Genomic DNA, 17,706 nt, shown 5'->3' with positions numbered 1-17,706 from the left:
GTGTGAACCATGGCGGCAGCCCCGGATCGTGAAAAAGCGCTTGAAGCAGCGCTCGCGCAGATTGACAAGCAGTTCGGCAAGGGATCGATCATGCGGCTGGGCGACGAGACGCGCGCTCCCATTGAGGTCATCCCCACCGGCTCCATCGCGCTGGATGTCGCACTGGGAATCGGAGGTCTCCCGCGCGGACGCGTCGTGGAAATCTACGGCCCGGAATCGTCGGGTAAGACCACCGTGGCCCTGCATGCCGTGGCGAACGCCCAGCGCGCCGGCGGCATCGCCGCGTTCATCGACGCCGAACACGCCCTCGACCCCGAGTACGCCGCCAAGCTCGGCGTGGACACGGACGCCCTGCTGGTCTCCCAGCCGGACACCGGTGAGCAGGCGCTGGAGATCATGGACATGCTGGTGGGCTCCGGCTCGCTGGACATCGTGGTCATCGACTCCGTGGCAGCCCTGGTGCCGCGCGCGGAAATCGAAGGCGACATGGGCGACAGCCACGTCGGCCTGCAGGCACGCCTCATGAGCCAGGCCCTGCGAAAGATCACCGGCCGGCTGAGCCAGACCAAGACCACCGCCATCTTCATCAACCAGCTGCGCGAGAAGATCGGTGTGTTCTTCGGCTCGCCGGAAACCACCACCGGTGGTAAGGCGCTGAAGTTCTACGCGTCCGTGCGTATCGACGTCCGCCGCATCCAGACCCTGAAGGAAGGTGCCGATTCCGTCGGTAACCGCACCAAGGCCAAGATCGTCAAGAACAAGATGGCCCCGCCCTTCAAGATCGCCGAATTCGACATCATCTACGGCCAGGGCATCTCCCGCGAGGGCGGCATCATCGACATGGGCGTGGAGCACGGCATCATCAAGAAGTCCGGTTCGTGGTTCACCTACGACGGCGACCAGCTCGGCCAGGGCATGGAGAACTCGCGCCGCTTCCTGCGCGACAACCCCGAACTCGCCGCGGAACTGGAACGGCTCATCAAGGAAAAGCTCGGCGTGGGAACCAAGCCCGCCGCCGATGCCGAAGCCTCACCGAAGCTGAAGGCCGTTGACGGTTTCTAGCAAACGCCGGTCCTCTCCGGCCTTCGCCAAGGCCGGAGAGGACCGCCAAGCAGGACCCGGTCCGGTAGCCGAAGAGGACCGGGACGCAGATCCCGCGTCGGTGGCGCGCGCCATCGTGCTGCGCCAGCTGACGGCATCGCCCAAGAGCCGGCTGCAGCTTGAACGCAAGCTGGCTGAGCGCAACGTTCCGGAGGACGTCGCCGCGGCCGTGCTGGACCGCTTCGAAGAGGTCCGGCTCGTTGACGACGCCGAATTCGCGGATATGTGGGTGCGGAGCCGGTCCCAGTCGCGCAGGCTGGCCAAGGGAGCCCTGCGCCGGGAACTCGCGGACAAGGGCATTGACGGTGACACGGCTGACTCGGCCCTGGAACAGCTGAGCGACGAGGAGGAGGAAGCCGCCGCGCGCCATCTCGTGGAACGCAAGCTGCGGCCCGGGACAGACCTGTCCGACCGGGCGGAACGGGACAAGACCACGCGTCGGCTCGCGTCCATGCTCGCCCGCAAGGGGTACCAGCCCTCGCAGGCGTTCCGGATCGTTGCCGAGGTCCTGGACGCTGGAGCCGGAGGTGCCGCGGCCGCCGAGCACACCTACGAGGACCATGCCGACGCCAGCGCTCACTGGGAGTGAGCGCAGCCGGTACCCTTAATGGGTGAGTCTGACCTACCCTTCCCCCGCAAACGGCACCGAAAACGAATCAGCTGGTGACCCCGCTGTGCACCGGACCTACCAGGTGCGCACTTTTGGCTGCCAGATGAACGTTCACGACTCCGAGCGCATGGCGGGGTTGCTGGAGGCCGCCGGTTACGTGCCGGCGGACGGTGCCCAGGCCGACGTCGTGGTCTTCAACACCTGCGCGGTGCGGGAAAACGCGGACAACAAGCTCTACGGCAACCTCGGCCAGCTGGCGCCGATCAAGGCAGCCAACCCGGGGATGCAGATCGCTGTGGGCGGCTGCCTCGCCCAGAAGGACCGCGAAACCATCCTGAAGAAGGCGCCCTGGGTCGATGCGGTCTTCGGCACGCACAACGTCGGCGCCCTGCCCGCCCTCCTGGACCGGGCGCGCCACAACAGCGAGGCGCAGCTCGAGATCCTCGAGTCGCTGGACGTCTTCCCGTCCACGCTGCCCACCAAGCGCGACTCGGTCTATTCGGGCTGGGTGTCCATTTCGGTCGGCTGCAACAACACCTGCACCTTCTGCATCGTCCCTGCCCTCCGCGGCAAGGAAAAGGACCGCCGGCCCGGGGAAATCCTCGCCGAGGTCCAGGCCCTGGTGGACGACGGCGCCATCGAAGTGACGCTCCTCGGCCAGAACGTGAACTCGTACGGGGTGGAGTTCGGCGACCGCCAGGCCTTCTCCAAGCTGCTGCGCGCCTGCGGTGAGATCCCGGGCCTCGAACGGGTGCGCTTCACTAGCCCGCACCCGGCTGCGTTCACCGATGACGTCATCGACGCCATGGCGGAGACGCCCAATGTCATGCCGCAGCTGCACATGCCGCTCCAGTCGGGGTCGGACAGGGTGCTGCGGGACATGAAGCGTTCCTACCGGTCGGCGAAGTTCCTTGGGATCCTGGACAAGGTCCGCGCCAAGATGCCGCATGCCGCGATCTCCACGGACATAATCGTCGGTTTCCCGGGGGAGACGGAGGAGGACTTCCAGGCGACCCTGGACGTCGTCGAAAAGTCACGCTTCGCCACGGCGTTCACCTTCCAGTACTCCAAGCGGCCCGGCACGCCTGCCGCGGACCTGCCGGACCAACTGCCGAAGGCGGTGGTGCAGGAGCGCTTTGAGCGCCTGACCGCGCTCCAGGACCGCATCGCCGCGGAGGAGAACGCCAAGCAGCTGGGACGCCGCGTCGAGGTGATGGTCACCGCCCACTCCGGCCGCAAGTCCGAGGAAACCCATCGACTCTCGGGCCGTTCGCAGGACCAGCGCCTGGTCCACTTCACAGTCCCCGAAGGCGCTCCTGCCCCGCGTCCCGGGGACCTGGTGACCGTCACAATTACCGAAGCGGCTGCCTTCCACCTGGTCGCCGATCCGGCCACCGCAGCCGACTACTCACTGCGCCGGTCCCGCGCCGGCGATGCCTGGGACAGGGCACAGGCTGACTCCTGCGGCGCGCCGGCACCCGGTGCTGCAGCGGGCAGGACCGGCGTGTCGCTTGGCATGCCCGCGCTCCCGGTGCGGAGCCGCTGACCCGGTGGCGGGCCAGCCCCCCGTCATAGCGGTCGTCGGACCCACCGGATCAGGGAAGTCCGACCTCGCCGTCGAACTTGCCCTGGCCTTGGACGGCGAGGTGATCAATGCCGACGCCATGCAGTTCTACCGCGGCATGGACATCGGCACCGCCAAAGTCACGGAAGCCGAACAACGGGGCGTGCGGCACCACCTGCTGGACATCCTGGACGTGACGCAGGAGGCGTCGGTGTCCGACTTCCAGCAGCAGGCGCGGGACGCCATCGCCGACATCCACGGCCGGGGCAAACGCGCCGTCCTGGCGGGCGGGTCGGGCCTGTACGTCCGCGCCGCACTGGACGTGCTGGATTTTCCGGGAACCGATCCGGCAATCCGCGCCCGGCTCGAAATGCAGAACGCCGAGGCAGGGACCGCGGTGCTGCTGGACCGGCTCGGGGCGGTGGATCCCGTCTCCGCCGGGCGCCTCGGCGACGCCCGCCGCATCATTCGGGCGCTGGAGGTGTTCGAGCTGACGGGACGCCCTTTCAGCTCCTTCATGCCAACCCGCGAGTACCACCAGCCGGCCGTCCAGGTCGGGCTGGAAGTGGACCGTGAGCAGTTGCGGGACCGGCTCGCCGTCCGCGTGCACCGGATGGTGGAGCGGGGGCTGCTGGCGGAAGTCGAACGGCTGGACGCCCGGGGCCTGCGCCGCGGAAAGACCGCACCGCGTGCCCTGGGCTACGCCCAGTTCCTCAAAGTGCTCGACGGCGAAGCGGACGTGGCGCAGGCAGCCGAAGAAACGATCGTGGCCACCAGGCAGTTCGCCCGCCGGCAGCTGACGTGGTTCCGGGCCGATCCCCGCATCAGCTGGCTGGACTGGCAGGACCCTGAGCTGGCTGCAAAGGCCGTCGGCCTCTGCCGCTGAGCCCGCACCCAGCACGAAGAAAACCCTGTGACCCTCGCCGTTGCCACCACGCCAAAGCGCTCCTCGCGGGCGGACCCTCTCTGTTGCGATCGCCTCGCTGCTCGGGGGACGCTGTTCTGGGCCGGCAACCACATTGTTGGGGCCGGCGCGGTGGAGAGCATCGACCCTCTCAGCCTGGTCCTGCTGCGCTGGTCGCTCGCCCTGGTTCCGCTGCTGGCCATCGCCCAGCTGGTGGAGCGCCCGCAATGGCGTCAGGTGCTGGCCGGCTGGCCATGGCTGATCGCACTGAGTGCGTTCGGGTTGCTGGGCCACCCTTATACTTTTGCGCAGCTATCGTGCGGTGTGATTTTCGTCGCCGGTATCCTCCTGACCAGCGCCGGCGGTCCGCGCGGAGGATCCCAGCCGTTTTTCTGGCGCCGCCGGCGGGCGGGTAACCTTGAACCATGAATGAAACCCTTTCCGAAACAGCCCGGCCCGCCGCCCCAGCCCCGGGCTCTACGCTGAGCGGACTGCGGTTCTCCAAGGGCCATGGAACGGGCAACGACTTTGTCCTCGTCGCTGACCCTGAGGGCGTGCACGCCATCTCCCCGGAGCAGGTCGCCCAGCTGTGCGACCGCCATCGCGGCATCGGCGGTGACGGCCTCATTCGCGCCGTCCCGTCCCGTCTCATTGACGAGGGCCGGCAGCTTCTCGCCGAAAACCCCGACGCCGAGTGGTTCATGGATTACCGAAACGGTGACGGTTCCCTGTCGGAGATGTGCGGCAACGGCGTGCGCGTGTTCGTCCACTTCCTCCTGGCCGAAGGCCTGGCTGCGCTGCCCGCCGGCGGCTCGCTGACCATCGGCACCCGTGGCGGCGTCAAGACCATTGTCCGCACGGGTGACGGCTACGCCGTCGACATGGGCCCCTGGGAGTTCATCTTCCCGGATGAGGCAGCGGCACGCGCCATGGATTCGCTGGTCAGCGCAGACGGACTCGAGGTGCCGCGGCCGGCGCTGTCCGTCAGCATGGGCAACCCCCACACGGTCGTCGCGCTTGCCGAGCTGTCCGAGCTCCGGGACACCCGGCTCTTCACTGCCCCGCACGTCGACCCGACTCCCGCGAACGGCACCAACGTCGAGTTTGTTGTCCCCGCGGAGCCGCTGGTGCATGACGGCGTGGGCACCGTGACCATGCGGGTCCACGAACGCGGTGTTGGTGAAACGCAGTCCTGCGGTACCGGAGCGTGCGCGGCGGCGGTGGCCATCCGCCACTGGGCCGGGCAGGGCGCCCCGGACGCCTGGCAGGTAAAGGTGCCGGGCGGCGTCGTGGGCGTGAAGTTCTTCACCGTCGCCGGCGGCCGCGAGCATGTTGAACTCAGCGGCCCGGCAACGATCGTTGCTACCGGGACGCTTTCCTGACCCGCAGGATCCTGAACGACTTGGACGTGCTTTCCCGCGTCACCGTGAAGGAATCATCCAGCACCTCCGCCAGCCAGCGCTGAAGCGAATCCGAGCCCAGGTTCTTCTGCACCACCAGCCACGCCGACCCGCCTGGCGCCAGCCTCGGCAGCCACATCTGCAGGAGGGAGTGCAGTTCATCCTTGCCGATCCGGATCGGGGGATTGGACCAGATGGTGTCGAAGCGGATTTCGGGGTCCACGCCCTCCGGCGTGCTGGCCACGACGTTGTTCAGTCCAAGCAGTTCGGCGTTCCCGTTCGTGAGCGCAATGCAGCGTTCGTTGACGTCCACCGCATAGACCCGGGCGTGCGGTGCCCGCAGCGCCATGGTCAGAGCGATGGGTCCCCAGCCGCAGCCGATATCGAGCAGGTTTCCCTGCGGCGCAGGTGCGGGAACCTCGGCCAGCAGGACGGCGGTCCCCTTGTCGATGCCGTCCGGGCTGAAGATGCCTGACGAGGTCTGCAGCTTCCGCGTTTCACCGGCCAGTTCCACTGTGAGGGGCTTGCGGGTGAACGGCCCCGCAGGTGAGGCGCTGAAATAGTGGGCAGACTCCATAACTGGCCAGATTAGTGGGCCGCCCGCCCGATGGGAAACCGGCTAGCTGCGAAATCCGGTGCTGCGGTTCTGCTATCCTTGAACGCATGTTCCTGATTTTTGAGTAGCCGGCTTTCTTTGCCCGCGGCCTTCGGCCGCCGGTACCGGCCCGGGGCTCCCTTCCGACGCGATGCAGGCTAACCGCCTTCCGCCGGAGCGCAGTTGCAAACACGGCGCAACTGCAAACACAGCGCAGCTGGATGCACGCAGGGCAGCCCAAAACAGCACTCGATCAGTCCACTTCCCGCCGGCCCAGCATGTCCGCTGCCGGCATGTCAGGAGCACCTCCATGACCCCTCGCAGTCAGCCCAGCGCGAATACCGCAGCCAAGGGCGGCAATCAGCACTATTCTGAAGATGCAGAACCTTCAAAGGAGACCATGACCAATCAGCATAATTCCGGATCCGAGCCAGCAGCCCAGGACATGAGTCCCGAGGAGATCCAGGCTGTCATCGACCGGATCCTCGCCAAGGATGTCCCGGCCAGGAACGCAGCCGCAGCCGACGGCAGCCGCGCCGACAGCAAGGGTGTCCTGGGCAAGGCGCAGGCCATCTCGCAGCTCGCCGAAGAGCACAGCACGTTCGACGGCGACCAGCAGGACCTCGAGGAACGCCGGGCACTGCGACGCACGGCCGGGCTGTCCACCGAACTCGAAGACGTCACCGAGGTTGAATACCGCCAGCTGCGCCTGGAACGCGTTGTTCTCGCCGGCCTCTGGAGCGAAGGCACGCTGGCTGACGCCGAGAACTCGTTGCGTGAACTCGCCGCGCTGGCCGAAACGGCGGGCTCGGAAGTCCTCGACGGCCTGGTCCAGCGGCGGGCCAAGCCGGACCCCGGTACCTTCCTCGGGGCGGGCAAAGCGTTGGAGCTCAAGGACGTCGTCATGTCCACCGGCGCCGACACCGTCGTAGTGGACGCGGAGCTTGCCCCGTCCCAACGGCGCGGCCTTGAAGACATCGTCAAGGTGAAGGTCATCGACCGAACGGCCCTCATCCTGGACATCTTCGCCCAGCACGCCAAGAGCCGCGAGGGCAAGGCCCAGGTGGAGCTGGCACAGCTCGAATACCTCCTCCCGCGCCTCCGCGGCTGGGGTGAATCAATGTCCCGCCAGGCCGGTGGCCAGGTGGGCGGCGCAGGTGCCGGCATGGGCTCGCGTGGTCCCGGTGAAACCAAGATCGAACTGGACCGGCGGAGGATCCGCACCCGGATGGCCAAGCTGCGGCGCGAGATCGCCGCGATGAAGCCGGCCCGGGAGACCAAACGGGCCAACCGCCGTCGTAATGAAGTCCCGTCAGTGGCAATTGCCGGATACACCAACGCAGGCAAGTCCTCGCTGCTGAACCGACTTACCGACGCCGGCGTCCTCGTCGAGAACGCACTGTTCGCCACCCTGGACCCCACTGTCCGCAAGGCCGAGACCTCGGACGGGGTAGGCTACACGCTGGCCGATACCGTGGGCTTCGTCCGGTCCCTTCCCACCCAGCTGGTGGAGGCCTTCCGCTCCACCTTGGAGGAAGTGGCGGATGCAGACCTGATCCTGCACGTAGTGGACGTGTCCCACCCTGACCCGGAGGGCCAGATCGCCGCGGTGCGCTCGGTGTTCGCCGAAGTGGATGCCCGCAAGGTGCCTGAGATCATCGTCCTGAACAAGGCCGACGCCGCCGACCCGTTTGTGGTGGAGCGGCTCAAGCAGCGCGAACCGCGGCATGTGGTGGTTTCGGCACGCACAGGGGAGGGCATCGCCGAGCTGCTCACGGCCATCAGCGAGTCCATCCCGCGGCCCAACGTCAAGATGCAGCTCCTGGTCCCGTACCACCGCGGCGATCTCATCAGCAAGCTGCATGACTCCGACGCCGAGATCCTGAGCCTGGATCACGAGGAGGGCGGCACCCGCGCCGTGGTCATGGTCCGGGAAGGCCTCGCGGCTGAACTGGAATCCTTCAGCACCAATGACTGACGGGGCGCCCGCCGCTGGTGCCGCGGCCACGGCCGGTGAGCAGCATGTGCTTGACCTGCTCGACCGTGCCGTGGCGGGCATGGGCGGCCAAAGCCGCACCGGCCAGCACGAGATGGCCCGTCAGGTGGCGCGCGCCATAGAAACGGGCGACCACCTGCTGGTGCAGGCCGGCACGGGAACCGGCAAGTCGCTGGCCTACCTGGTCCCGCTCATCGCGCACTCGCTCGAGAGCAACAAGCCTGCGCTCGTTTCCACTGCCACCCTCGCGCTGCAGACCCAGATCGTGGGACGGGACCTTCCCCGGCTGCTGGAAAGCCTCAAACCGGCACTCGACCGGCCTGTGAAGATTGCGCTGGTCAAGGGCCGCGCCAACTACGTCTGCAGGCACAAGCTTGAGGGCGGCTTTCCCTCCGAGGAACCCTCCGAGGGACAGCTCTTCTCGCTGGGCGAGGACACCAGCGTCCCGCACTTCGCCGCGTCGGTGGGCGGCCCCTCGTCGCAGCTTGGCAAGGAGGTGGTCCGGCTCCGCGAATGGGCGGAGCAGACCACCACGGGCGACCGTGACGAGCTGCTTCCCGGTGTCACGGACCGGGCCTGGCGGCAGGTGTCCGTCACGTCCATGGAATGTCTCGGTTCGCAGAAGTGTCCCCTCGCTGAAGAGTGCTTCAGTGAGCTTGCCCGCCATAACGCCACGGAAGCCGACGTCGTGGTGACCAACCACGCCATGCTGGCCGTCAGTGCCTTCGAAGGCCTGGCCGTGCTGCCGGAGTACGACGTCGTGGTGGTGGACGAGGCCCACGAACTCCAGGACCGGGTGACCGGCGCCGTTTCAGGGCAGCTGTCGGTGGCCATGGTCCACGCGGCTGCGTCCGGCGCCCGCAAGCACACTGGCATTACCGTTGACGCGCTCAACACTGCTGCGGCCAACCTCGAGGTGGCTCTCGCCGGCGTTCCCAGCGGCCTGCTTCCCAACGGCCTGAACGACGAGCAGCTGGACTGTGTGGACCAGCTTCGTGAGGCCTGCCGGGCCGCGCTGTCGGATTCCAAGGGGGACAGCAATACAACGGCCGACGGCGGACGGCAGCTCGCGCGTTCCCGCCTGCTGGTGATTTTGGAGCTTTGCGAACGGCTCGTCGCCGCGCGGGAAAACCGGGAGGTCGTCTGGTTCTCCCGGAACAGCACGTTTGATCCGCAGCAGGGATATTCGGCGCCCGACGAGACTGCCCCTGCGCTGGTCAACATCGCCCCGCTGAGTGTGGCGGGCCGGCTCCGGGAAGGACTGTTCGCCGGGCACACCGTGGTGCTGACGTCGGCCACACTGGCCATCGGCTCTGCCTTCGAGCCCGCGGCCGGCGGGCTGGGCCTGGTGGGGGACGGCGCACCGAGCTGGACCGGCGTCGACGTGGGGTCGCCCTTCGACTACCCCCGTCAGGGCATCCTGTACGTGGCAGGCCACCTGCCAAAGCCGGGTCGCGGCACTTCGCCGGAGGCGCTGGACGAACTCGAATCACTCATCCGTGCCTCCGGCGGGGGAGCGCTATGCCTGTTCTCCTCACGGCGGGCCGCCGAGGAAGCGGCCGACGCCCTCCGCACCCGGCTGGATGTCAGCATCCTTTGTCAGGGTGAATCCACCATGACTGCCCTGGTGAAGCAGTTTGCCGACGAGCCCGATACCTGCCTGTTCGGGACGATGTCGCTGTGGCAGGGGGTCGACGTGCCGGGAGGATCATGCCGCCTGGTGGTCATCGACAGGATTCCCTTCCCGCGCCCCGACGACCCGCTGATGACCGCACGGTCCCGGGCCGTTGCCCAGGCCGGCGGCAACGGCTTCATGTCCGTATCCGCCACGCACGCGGCGATCAGGCTTGCCCAGGGGGCGGGACGGCTCATCCGGTCCACGTCTGACAAGGGCGTGGTGGCGGTGCTGGATTCCCGGCTGTCCACGGAACGCTATGGCGGGTTCCTGCGGGCCGCACTGCCGCCGTTCTGGCCGACGACAGACCGGAAGACTGCCGTGGCGGCCCTCGAAAGGCTCGCCGGCGCGCAGGCATAAGGACGCCCCGGGCTGTAGCAGCCCGGGGCAGAACGTTTTGTGCCGACAAGCCCCAGCTGCTACAGCGAGCGGAGCACGGAAACCACCTTGCCCATGACCACGGCGTGGTCGCCGAGGATGGGTTCGTACTGCGTGTTCTGCGGAAGCAGCCAGGTGTGGCCGTCCCGCTGCCGGAAGGTCTTGACCGTGGCTTCGTCATCGAGCAGCGCCGCGACGATGTCACCATTAACCGCATCGCTTTGCCGCCGGACCACAACCCAGTCTCCGTCGCAGATGGCGGCGTCCACCATGGAGTCGCCGGCGACCTTGAGCATGAAGAGTTCACCGTGGCCCACCAGCTGGCGGGGCAGCGGCATCAGGTCCTCCACCATCTGGTCCGCCAGGATGGGGCCGCCGGCGGCGATCCGGCCGACCAGCGGGACCATGGCGGTGTCCATCGCGCTGGGCAGTTCGGACACGGAGCCGCCTGCCGTGCCCACCGCCGGGGCCTTGTCCGCGCCGCCGGATTTGGCCGTCCCTGCATCCAGGGTCAGCGGCATGAGGACCTCCATGGCGCGCGGTCGTTTGGGGTCCCGCCGCAGGTAGCCAAGCTTTTCCAGCTGGGAGAGCTGATGGGTCACGCTGGACAGGCTGGCAAGGCCAACGGTGTCGCCGATTTCCCGCATCGACGGCGGGTAGCCGTTCTCGTTGACCGAGCGCTGGATGGTTTCCAGGATCTTCTTCTGGCGGAGCGTAAGTCCCTTGGGGGTCCGCTGAGACCGCGGGCTGCGCTGGGGAGCCTTGCCGTCAGAGGCCTGTGCTGCCATGTTCGCCAACGCCTTTCCGTTCCTCCCGGCCGCGCTAGCTGGTGGCCGGGAACTTCCGGCCTGAAAAATGTCAGACCCTGCTGATCAACTGCAGATGTGGTTGTTCTGTGATTTCCAACGTAGGCCAGCCATAGGGCTTTTTCAAACATTTGTTCTAGCGAGTCTCGACTTAATTCGTTGATAGGTGCTAAAACTAGGAAAAGCAAAGTTCGAACATGTGTTCTAGTGAGGGCGGTTTTTCAGCCCGATGTTCGAACTGTCTATTCGAACGCGAGGCAGTACAACTTGGTCCAGGAGGGCTCACGCCATGTCAGCTTCAACAGCAATAACCCAGTCCCGCGGAGTGTCCCGGCCCGGTAAGCCGCCGCGCCTTCGCCTCACCCGCCGCGGCCGGATTGTCCTCATCGGGCTGCCGCTTGTCATGCTCGCCGCCGTGCTCCTGTCGCTGACCGGGCTCCTCAACTCGCCGGCCAAAGCAGCGGACAGTGCCAGCGGCCTGTCTGTCACGCCGACGGTTTCGGTCACGGTGCAGCCCGGCGAATCACTCTGGGCCATCGCCGGAAAAGTCGATCCGGACCGCGATCCCCGCGACGTCATTGCGGACATCGTCCAGCTCAACGACCTTCAGGCCGGGAAGGTCATGCCCGGGCAGCAGCTGTTTGTGCCCAACAAATAACTTGTGCCAACAAATAACGCCGGCAAATAGTACCGGCGCGCGGTTCCGTGGGCTTCGGGACCGTCACAGTTTCCGGCCAGCCCTCCGGGTTACTTAAACTGTCTAGGTGACTGACCAGCTTGAGCGACTGAACCGACTGCCCCTGCGGACCAACCTGAGGGGGCTGTCCCCTTACGGGGCCCCGCAGCTTGACGTTCCGATCCTGCTCAACGTCAACGAGAACACTCATGGTGTGCCCGCCGACGTGCAGGCGGCCATTGCCGCGGCCGTAAGCGAGGCCGCCACGGGACTCAACCGCTACCCCGACCGCGAATTCACCGAACTCCGGGAAGCGCTGGCGGAATACCTCGGCCACGGACTCAGTGCGGACAATCTCTGGGCAGCCAACGGCTCCAATGAGGTCCTCCAGCAGATCCTCCAGGCCTTCGGCGGCCCGGGTCGCTCGCTCCTGAGCTTCCCGCCGACGTACTCGATGTACCCGCTCCTCGCCAGCGGCACGGATACCGCCTACATTGCCGGCAAGCGCGCCGAAGATTACGGACTCAGCGCCGAGTCGGCCGCACGCCAGGTGCGCGAACTCCAGCCGAACATCGTCTTTCTGTGCTCGCCCAACAACCCCACCGGCACCGGCCTGGGCCTGGATGTGGTGGAAGCCGTCTACGAGGCGGGCGAGGCCAGCCAGGCGATCGTCGTCGTGGACGAGGCCTACCACGAGTTCGCGCACGACGGCACGCCCAGCGCCCTCACCCTGCTGCCCGGCCGGGAGCGGCTCATCGTCTCCCGGACCATGAGCAAGGCGTTCGCCCTGGCCGGCGCCCGCCTCGGTTACATGGCCGCGGCCCCGGAGGTGACCGACGCCCTCCGGCTGGTGCGCCTGCCCTACCACCTCTCGGCCGTCACGCAGGCAACCGCCCTCGCGGCGCTGCGGCACCGCGAGGCGCTCATGGCCGACGTCGAGGACATCAAGCGCCAGCGCGACCGGATTGTCGCAGAGTTGACGCGGATGGGGCTGCGGCCGGCGGCGTCCGACTCCAACTACGTTTTCTTCGGCGGGCTGGAGAAACCCCACGGGGTCTGGCAGGAACTGCTCGACGCGGGGGTGCTCGTCCGGGACGTCGGCATCGCCGGCCACCTGCGGGTCACCGCCGGCACTGAGACGGAAACCACAGCCTTCCTGGAAGCGCTCGAAAGCATCCTGGCCCGGCAAGCCGCACTTCCGGCCTAAACTTGACCATGGACCAGGTCAGGTCCGCCCCCATCCTTCGTCAAAGGACATCTATCACCATGAGCGACACCGGAATCAAGGCTGCCGAGGCACGGACTGCACGCATGGAGCGTGCCACCAGCGAATCTTCCGTGCTGGTGGAGATCAACCTCGACGGCACCGGAGTGTCGGACATCAGCACCTCGGTCCCGTTCTACGACCACATGCTGACGGCGCTGTGCAAGCACTCGCTCATCGACATGACGGTGAAGGCCACCGGCGACACCCACATTGACGTCCACCACACCGTCGAGGACGTTGCCATCACGTTCGGCGAGGTGCTGCGCACCGCGCTCGGCAACAAGGCAGGCATCCGCCGCTTCGGCGAGGCCACGGTCCCCCTGGACGAGGCCCTTGCACACGCCGTCGTTGACGTCTCCGGCCGGCCGTACCTGGTGCACGGCGGCGAGCCCGCCGGGCAGGAGTACCACCTGATCGGCGGCCACTTCACGGGATCGCTGACCCGGCACGTTTTCGAGGCCATCACGCTGCACGCCGGCATCTGCCTGCACATGAACGTCATCGCCGGCCGGGACCCGCACCACATCGTGGAAGCCCAGTTTAAGGCTTTCGCCCGGGCTCTCCGTGCTGCCGTCGAGCCGGACCCCCGCGTCGAAGGCATTCCGTCCACCAAGGGAGCACTGTGACCGGCAAAGTATTGCGCGAGGGCGCGATCATCGACCCCTCGGCCACGCTGAAGCCGGCCTCTCCGGAGGGCAAGCCCACCGTCACCGTCCTGGATTACGGCTCCGGCAATGTCCGTTCGGCCGTGCGTGCCCTGGAACGCGCCGGTGCCGAGGTCATCCTGAGCTCCAAGCCCGAGGATGTGCTGAACGCCGACGGGCTGGTCGTCCCCGGTGTCGGCGCCTTCGAAACCGTCATGCGGGAGCTCAAGGCCGTGGATGGCATCCGGATGATCGGCCGCCGCGTAGCCGGCGGACGTCCCGTCCTCGGCATCTGCGTCGGCCTGCAGGTGCTTTTCGAAGCCGGAGTGGAACACGGAACCGAAGCCGAAGGCATGGGAGAGTGGCCCGGCAAGGTGGAGCTCCTGCCGGCCGAAGTGGTGCCGCACATGGGGTGGAACACCGTCAAGGTCCCGGAAGGGTCCAGGCTTTTCGACGGCGTCGAGGGTGAGCGCTTCTACTTTGTGCACTCCTACGGCGTCCAGAACTGGGACTTCGACGTGATCCAGCCCCGGATGGCGCCGCCCCTGGTCACGTGGTCCGAGCACGGCGGCCCCTTCATCGCCGCCGTGGAGAACGGCCCCCTCTGCGCCACCCAGTTCCACCCGGAAAAGTCGGGCGACGCCGGTGCGCGGCTGCTCAGGAACTGGGTGGACGGGCTTCGCGGCCCGCGCTCCCGGCAGCCGGCGGACGCGTAATGTGGTCAATCCTCCTGATGGGACTGGCTGGCCTCCTGGTGGGCGGCGGACTGTCCTTCAGGCAGCAGCACAAGCCGCTGTGGATCCAGATCGGCTTCTACGTGCTGGCCGCCATGTCGCTCCTGGCCGCCTACCTGCTGACCCTGCCCGGCAAATAACCAACCAACCCGCCCTCTGCGCCGCAGAAGACCCCGCGCAGGGGAACAGCGCCCACAGAACTACAGCGCCCTACAAGAACTGAGGACCTCCGATGACCAGCCAAAACGAGCTGCCGGTACTTGAACTGCTTCCCGCCGTCGACGTCGTGAACGGCCAGGCCGTCCGCCTGGTCCAGGGCGAGGCCGGCAGTGAAACCAGCTACGGAACGCCGCTGGAGGCAGCGCTGAACTGGCAGCAGCAGGGCGCGGAATGGGTCCACCTGGTGGATCTGGACGCCGCCTTCGGACGGGGCTCGAACGCGGACCTGCTGCGCGAAGTGGTGGGCCGGCTGGACATCAAGGTTGAGCTCTCCGGCGGGCTTCGTGACGACGAGTCGCTGGAGAAGGCGCTGGATCTGGGCGTCGCCCGGGTCAACCTCGGCACCGCCGCCCTGGAGAACCCGGAATGGACGGCACGGGCCATCGAGCGCTTCGGTGACCGGATCGCCGTCGGCCTGGACGTCCGCGGGACCACCCTGGCCGGACGCGGCTGGACCAAGGAAGGCGGTGACCTGTGGGACGTGCTGGGCCGCCTCGAAGAGGCCGGCTGCGCCCGCTACGTGGTCACCGACGTGACCAAGGACGGCACCCTGCAGGGGCCGAACGTTGAACTGCTGCGCCAGATGGTCGAGAAGACCGGCAAGCCCGTCGTGGCATCCGGGGGCATTTCCAGCCTGGATGACCTGAAGGTCCTGCGTTCCCTGGTACCGCTCGGCGTCGAAGGCGCCATCGTCGGTAAGGCGCTGTACGCCGGCGCCTTCACCCTGCCCGAGGCCCTCGACGTCGCCGGACGCCGCTAGGACACCGCCGTGGCCGAGAACCGCAGCAATCCCGCGGAGGGCGGCGCGCCGGGTACGGACGTGCCGCCGGCACGCCGGCTGCCCGGTCACATCGAGGCGGCCCTCGCCGGGGCGGGAGGCGCCGCCGATTCGGCCGGACAGCCCTGGGCCGGGCGCAGCCTCGCCGGCGACGACGCCAAGATCCATAATTTCGAGGACGACGACGGCACGGCCGACGCCGGCTATCTCACCGCACTCTCGGCCCTTGTTGCAGGCGACGGCGACGAAGCCGCGGTGGTGGCCTCGCTGGCCACTGCCCGCGTCTTCGTCCCGGTGGTGGCCCAGCTGGCGGAGGAAGTGGAGGGTGCGCACGGCGTGCACGCCGACAAGCAGGCGGACATGGCGCTGGTGACGCTCAAGGCGCCGGACGGCCGCGTCGCCATGCCGGTGTTCACGTCGGCAGCGGCCCTGGCGGCGTGGCACCCGGAGGCGCGGCCCGTGGCCGTGTACGCCGCGAGGGCGGCCCTTTCGGCCGTCTCCGAGGGGGCCGAGCTGCTGGTGGTGGACCCCGGGTCAGAGGTCACCTTTGTGGTCCGGCGGCCCGGCGTGTGGGCCCTCGCGCAGCAGCGGCAGTGGGTACCCGCCTACCTGGACGACGAACTTGCCGCGGTGCTTCGCGCCGGAGCCCACGGTACACCTGCGGTCCGCGGGCTCGACGTCCTGCCTGGCGGGGGAGTGGCCACTGCCACGGCCTCCGGCAGCCGCGTCGAAGGCGGCGGAGCCGGACCGGAGCTGCGGGTTGTGCTCTACCTCGAGGACGGCCTCGACGCCGCCGCGGTACAGACGCTCGTTGCCGGCCTCCAGGCTGAATGGAGCCGGAATGTATTGTTTGGTGAGCGCGTTGATTCGATCGAAGTCAAGCTAAGGCGCGCCGCGCAGTAACCGAAGGAGATCCCTTTCCGACGCTGCCGGCGGCGGAACCGAGGACCTACCTGTGAATTTCACCCTGTACCGGGAGCTGCTGGCCGTCCGGCCCATCCGTCGTCTCCTGGCCGTCGGCATGATCGCCCGCATTCCCCATTCGGCGGCGGGCGTGCTGCTGACCCTGCACATCGTCCTGACCCTCGGCGAGGGGTACGCGGCGGCGGGAGCGGCAGCGGCCGTGATGACCATCGGCATCGCGCTCGGAGCACCGTGGCGCGGCCGCCGGGTGGATACCGTGGGCCTGCGGACTGCGCTGATTCCTTCGGTGGTTTCGGAAACCGTCATCTGGTCCATCGTGCCGCACGTCTCCTACCAGTGGCTGCTGCCGCTCGTGTTCGTCGGCGGCCTGCTGACCCTTCCAATTTTCAGCGTGGTGCGGCAATCCCTGGGAGTTCTGGCGGACGGCGACCAGCGCAGGACGGCGTTCGCGCTGGATGCGGTCAGCACCGAGCTGGTGTTCATGATCGGCCCGGCCGCCGGTGCCGTCGTTGCCACGAGCGGTCATTCCGTGCTGGGCCTGACTGCCGTCGGCGTCTCGACGTCGCTGGCCGGGCTCTTCCTCATGTGGTTCAACCCGCCCACCCGCAGCGCGGTCCGCTCCGAGTCCTGCGAGGCGGACGAGCAGGAGGCCGCGGAGGTAGCCGTGGTGGCCGCCGCCCCAGCACACCTGCAGGAGGCAGCGGCTGAACTCGGTCCGGCGGCTGCGGGCAGCAGGCGGCGGGCAGTTCTGAGGCGCAAGGTGGCCCACAGCTTCGCCTGGTTTACCGCTGGGGTAGCAGCGGTGTTCGCCGTGGCTGCCGGGGCCGGGATGGTGCTCAGCGGCACCGACGTGGGAATCGTGGCCGCGCTGGAAACCGGCGGCCACCAGGGCGAGATCGGCGTCGTGTTCCTCTTCTGGTGTGCCGCGTCGGTGATCGGCGGCCTCGTCTATGGGGCCATGCACCGGCCCGTTTCACCGATCCTCCTGCTGCTGGGCATGGCTGCCCTCACCATTCCCATGGGGTTTGCCACCGACACCCTGACCCTCAGCCTGCTGTCGCTGCTGCCGGGGCTCCTCTGCGCGCCGGTCCTTTCGGCAGCCTCCGAGAAGGTGGCCGAACTGGTGGACGAGGCCAGGCGGGGCGAGGCCATGGGCTGGTACGGGTCCGCGCTGACTGCCGGCGTGGCACTGGGAGCTCCGCTGGCCGGACTCTTCATCGACGGTATCGGGCCGGCTGGAGGCTTCGTGTCCGTCGGAGTGGCAGGCGTGCTGCTCTGCGTCGTGGGGCTCGTCCTGCAGCAGCGCCGGCGCCGCGCCGCCACGTCCTGACGGTCCGGGGTCCGGAGAGAAGAGGATTTGGGAGAAGGAATGCTTCCGGAGGAAGCGCCCGCAGGGTGAAAAAACGGCGGTGGGCCGGCCCCGAAGAGCCGGCCC

Annotated in this window: 18 protein-coding genes; 16 read left to right on the top strand and 2 right to left on the bottom strand. The window is 67.8% G+C overall.

All coding sequences use genetic code 11. The features are described 5' to 3' along the window. The first annotated feature begins 9 nt into the window (after positions 1-9). Genes recA through dapF form a run of 6 tightly spaced genes read left to right on the top strand, consistent with a single transcriptional unit; the run spans position 10 to position 5,561 of the window. Positions 10-1,062, top strand: a complete 1,053-nt coding sequence (recA, locus tag ACFRAU_RS25235; protein WP_003798759.1) for a recombinase RecA — start codon at positions 10-12, stop codon at positions 1,060-1,062. Then, positions 1,049-1,690: a regulatory protein RecX gene (locus ACFRAU_RS25230; RefSeq protein WP_378001913.1), complete on the top strand. Its 642-nt coding sequence runs from the start codon at positions 1,049-1,051 to the stop codon at positions 1,688-1,690. The genes recA and ACFRAU_RS25230 overlap by 14 nt, the downstream gene beginning before the upstream one ends. A gap of 22 nt (positions 1,691-1,712) precedes the next feature. Continuing rightward, positions 1,713-3,257: a tRNA (N6-isopentenyl adenosine(37)-C2)-methylthiotransferase MiaB gene (gene miaB, locus ACFRAU_RS25225; protein ID WP_378001912.1), complete on the top strand. Its 1,545-nt coding sequence runs from the start codon at positions 1,713-1,715 to the stop codon at positions 3,255-3,257. Positions 3,258-3,261: 4 nt separating this feature from the next. Further along, positions 3,262-4,161 carry a tRNA (adenosine(37)-N6)-dimethylallyltransferase MiaA gene (gene miaA, locus ACFRAU_RS25220; RefSeq protein WP_378001911.1) on the top strand — a complete coding sequence of 300 codons (900 nt, stop codon included), beginning with the start codon at positions 3,262-3,264 and terminating at the stop codon, positions 4,159-4,161. A gap of 27 nt (positions 4,162-4,188) precedes the next feature. Further along, positions 4,189-4,608 carry an EamA family transporter gene (locus ACFRAU_RS25215; protein ID WP_378001910.1) on the top strand — a complete coding sequence of 140 codons (420 nt, stop codon included), beginning with the start codon at positions 4,189-4,191 and terminating at the stop codon, positions 4,606-4,608. Then, positions 4,605-5,561, top strand: coding sequence for a diaminopimelate epimerase (gene dapF / locus ACFRAU_RS25210; RefSeq protein ID WP_378001909.1), 957 nt, complete (start codon positions 4,605-4,607; stop codon positions 5,559-5,561). The genes ACFRAU_RS25215 and dapF overlap by 4 nt, the downstream gene beginning before the upstream one ends. Here dapF and ACFRAU_RS25205 read toward each other — a convergent pair. Then, positions 5,542-6,156 carry a class I SAM-dependent methyltransferase gene (locus tag ACFRAU_RS25205; protein ID WP_377996221.1) on the bottom strand — a complete coding sequence of 205 codons (615 nt, stop codon included), beginning with the start codon at positions 6,154-6,156 and terminating at the stop codon, positions 5,542-5,544. The genes dapF and ACFRAU_RS25205 overlap by 20 nt on opposite strands. A 418-nt stretch (positions 6,157-6,574) precedes the next feature. Between ACFRAU_RS25205 and hflX the strand changes: the two genes are divergently transcribed. Together hflX and ACFRAU_RS25195 are read left to right on the top strand one after the other, a co-directional pair. After that, entirely contained in the window at positions 6,575-8,152 is a 1,578-nt protein-coding gene (hflX, locus tag ACFRAU_RS25200) for a GTPase HflX (protein ID WP_377996220.1), read from the top strand. Then, positions 8,145-10,205 (top strand): ATP-dependent DNA helicase, encoded by a 2,061-nt coding sequence (locus ACFRAU_RS25195; protein ID WP_377996219.1) that lies wholly within the window; start codon positions 8,145-8,147, stop codon positions 10,203-10,205. Before hflX ends, ACFRAU_RS25195 begins: the two co-directional genes overlap by 8 nt. A 59-nt stretch (positions 10,206-10,264) precedes the next feature. Here ACFRAU_RS25195 and lexA read toward each other — a convergent pair whose 3' ends face one another. Next, the gene (gene lexA, locus ACFRAU_RS25190) at positions 10,265-11,011 is read right to left on the bottom strand and encodes a transcriptional repressor LexA (RefSeq protein ID WP_378001908.1); all 747 of its coding nucleotides are present in this window, start codon (positions 11,009-11,011) and stop codon (positions 10,265-10,267) included. Between the two features lie 307 nt (positions 11,012-11,318). Here lexA and ACFRAU_RS25185 point away from each other — a divergent pair, with 307 nt between their 5' ends. The 8 genes from ACFRAU_RS25185 to ACFRAU_RS25150 all read left to right on the top strand — a co-directional run bounded on the left by ACFRAU_RS25185 (position 11,319) and on the right by ACFRAU_RS25150 (position 17,601). Then, positions 11,319-11,687, top strand: coding sequence for a LysM peptidoglycan-binding domain-containing protein (locus ACFRAU_RS25185; protein WP_378001907.1), 369 nt, complete (start codon positions 11,319-11,321; stop codon positions 11,685-11,687). Positions 11,688-11,793: 106 nt separating this feature from the next. After that, positions 11,794-12,912 (top strand): histidinol-phosphate transaminase, encoded by a 1,119-nt coding sequence (locus ACFRAU_RS25180; protein WP_378001906.1) that lies wholly within the window; start codon positions 11,794-11,796, stop codon positions 12,910-12,912. A gap of 59 nt (positions 12,913-12,971) precedes the next feature. Next, positions 12,972-13,598, top strand: coding sequence for an imidazoleglycerol-phosphate dehydratase HisB (gene hisB, locus ACFRAU_RS25175; protein WP_003798736.1), 627 nt, complete (start codon positions 12,972-12,974; stop codon positions 13,596-13,598). Continuing rightward, positions 13,595-14,332: an imidazole glycerol phosphate synthase subunit HisH gene (hisH, locus tag ACFRAU_RS25170; protein ID WP_378001905.1), complete on the top strand. Its 738-nt coding sequence runs from the start codon at positions 13,595-13,597 to the stop codon at positions 14,330-14,332. Before hisB ends, hisH begins: the two co-directional genes overlap by 4 nt. Then, the gene (locus ACFRAU_RS25165; protein ID WP_307101115.1) at positions 14,332-14,490 is read left to right on the top strand and encodes a hypothetical protein; all 159 of its coding nucleotides are present in this window, start codon (positions 14,332-14,334) and stop codon (positions 14,488-14,490) included. The genes hisH and ACFRAU_RS25165 overlap by 1 nt, the downstream gene beginning before the upstream one ends. Before the next feature lie 92 nt (positions 14,491-14,582). Continuing rightward, a complete protein-coding gene (gene priA / locus ACFRAU_RS25160; protein ID WP_378001904.1) occupies positions 14,583-15,329 on the top strand; it encodes a bifunctional 1-(5-phosphoribosyl)-5-((5-phosphoribosylamino)methylideneamino)imidazole-4-carboxamide isomerase/phosphoribosylanthranilate isomerase PriA in 747 nt (248 codons plus the stop codon). Positions 15,330-15,389: 60 nt separating this feature from the next. Continuing rightward, on the top strand, positions 15,390-16,250 hold the full coding sequence (locus ACFRAU_RS25155; protein ID WP_378001920.1) for an SseB family protein: 861 nt from the start codon (positions 15,390-15,392) through the stop codon (positions 16,248-16,250). Positions 16,251-16,302: 52 nt separating this feature from the next. Beyond that, complete coding sequence (locus tag ACFRAU_RS25150) at positions 16,303-17,601, top strand: MFS transporter (RefSeq protein ID WP_377996213.1); 1,299 nt, start codon at positions 16,303-16,305, stop codon at positions 17,599-17,601. Positions 17,602-17,706 lie beyond the last annotated feature (105 nt).

It is taken from the genome of Arthrobacter sp. NPDC056691, assembly GCF_042791415.1.
Classification (GTDB): Bacteria; Actinomycetota; Actinomycetes; order Actinomycetales; family Micrococcaceae; genus Arthrobacter.
The sequence above is the reverse complement of the archived record's forward strand: the minus strand, read 5'-3'. Positions and strand labels throughout refer to the sequence as shown.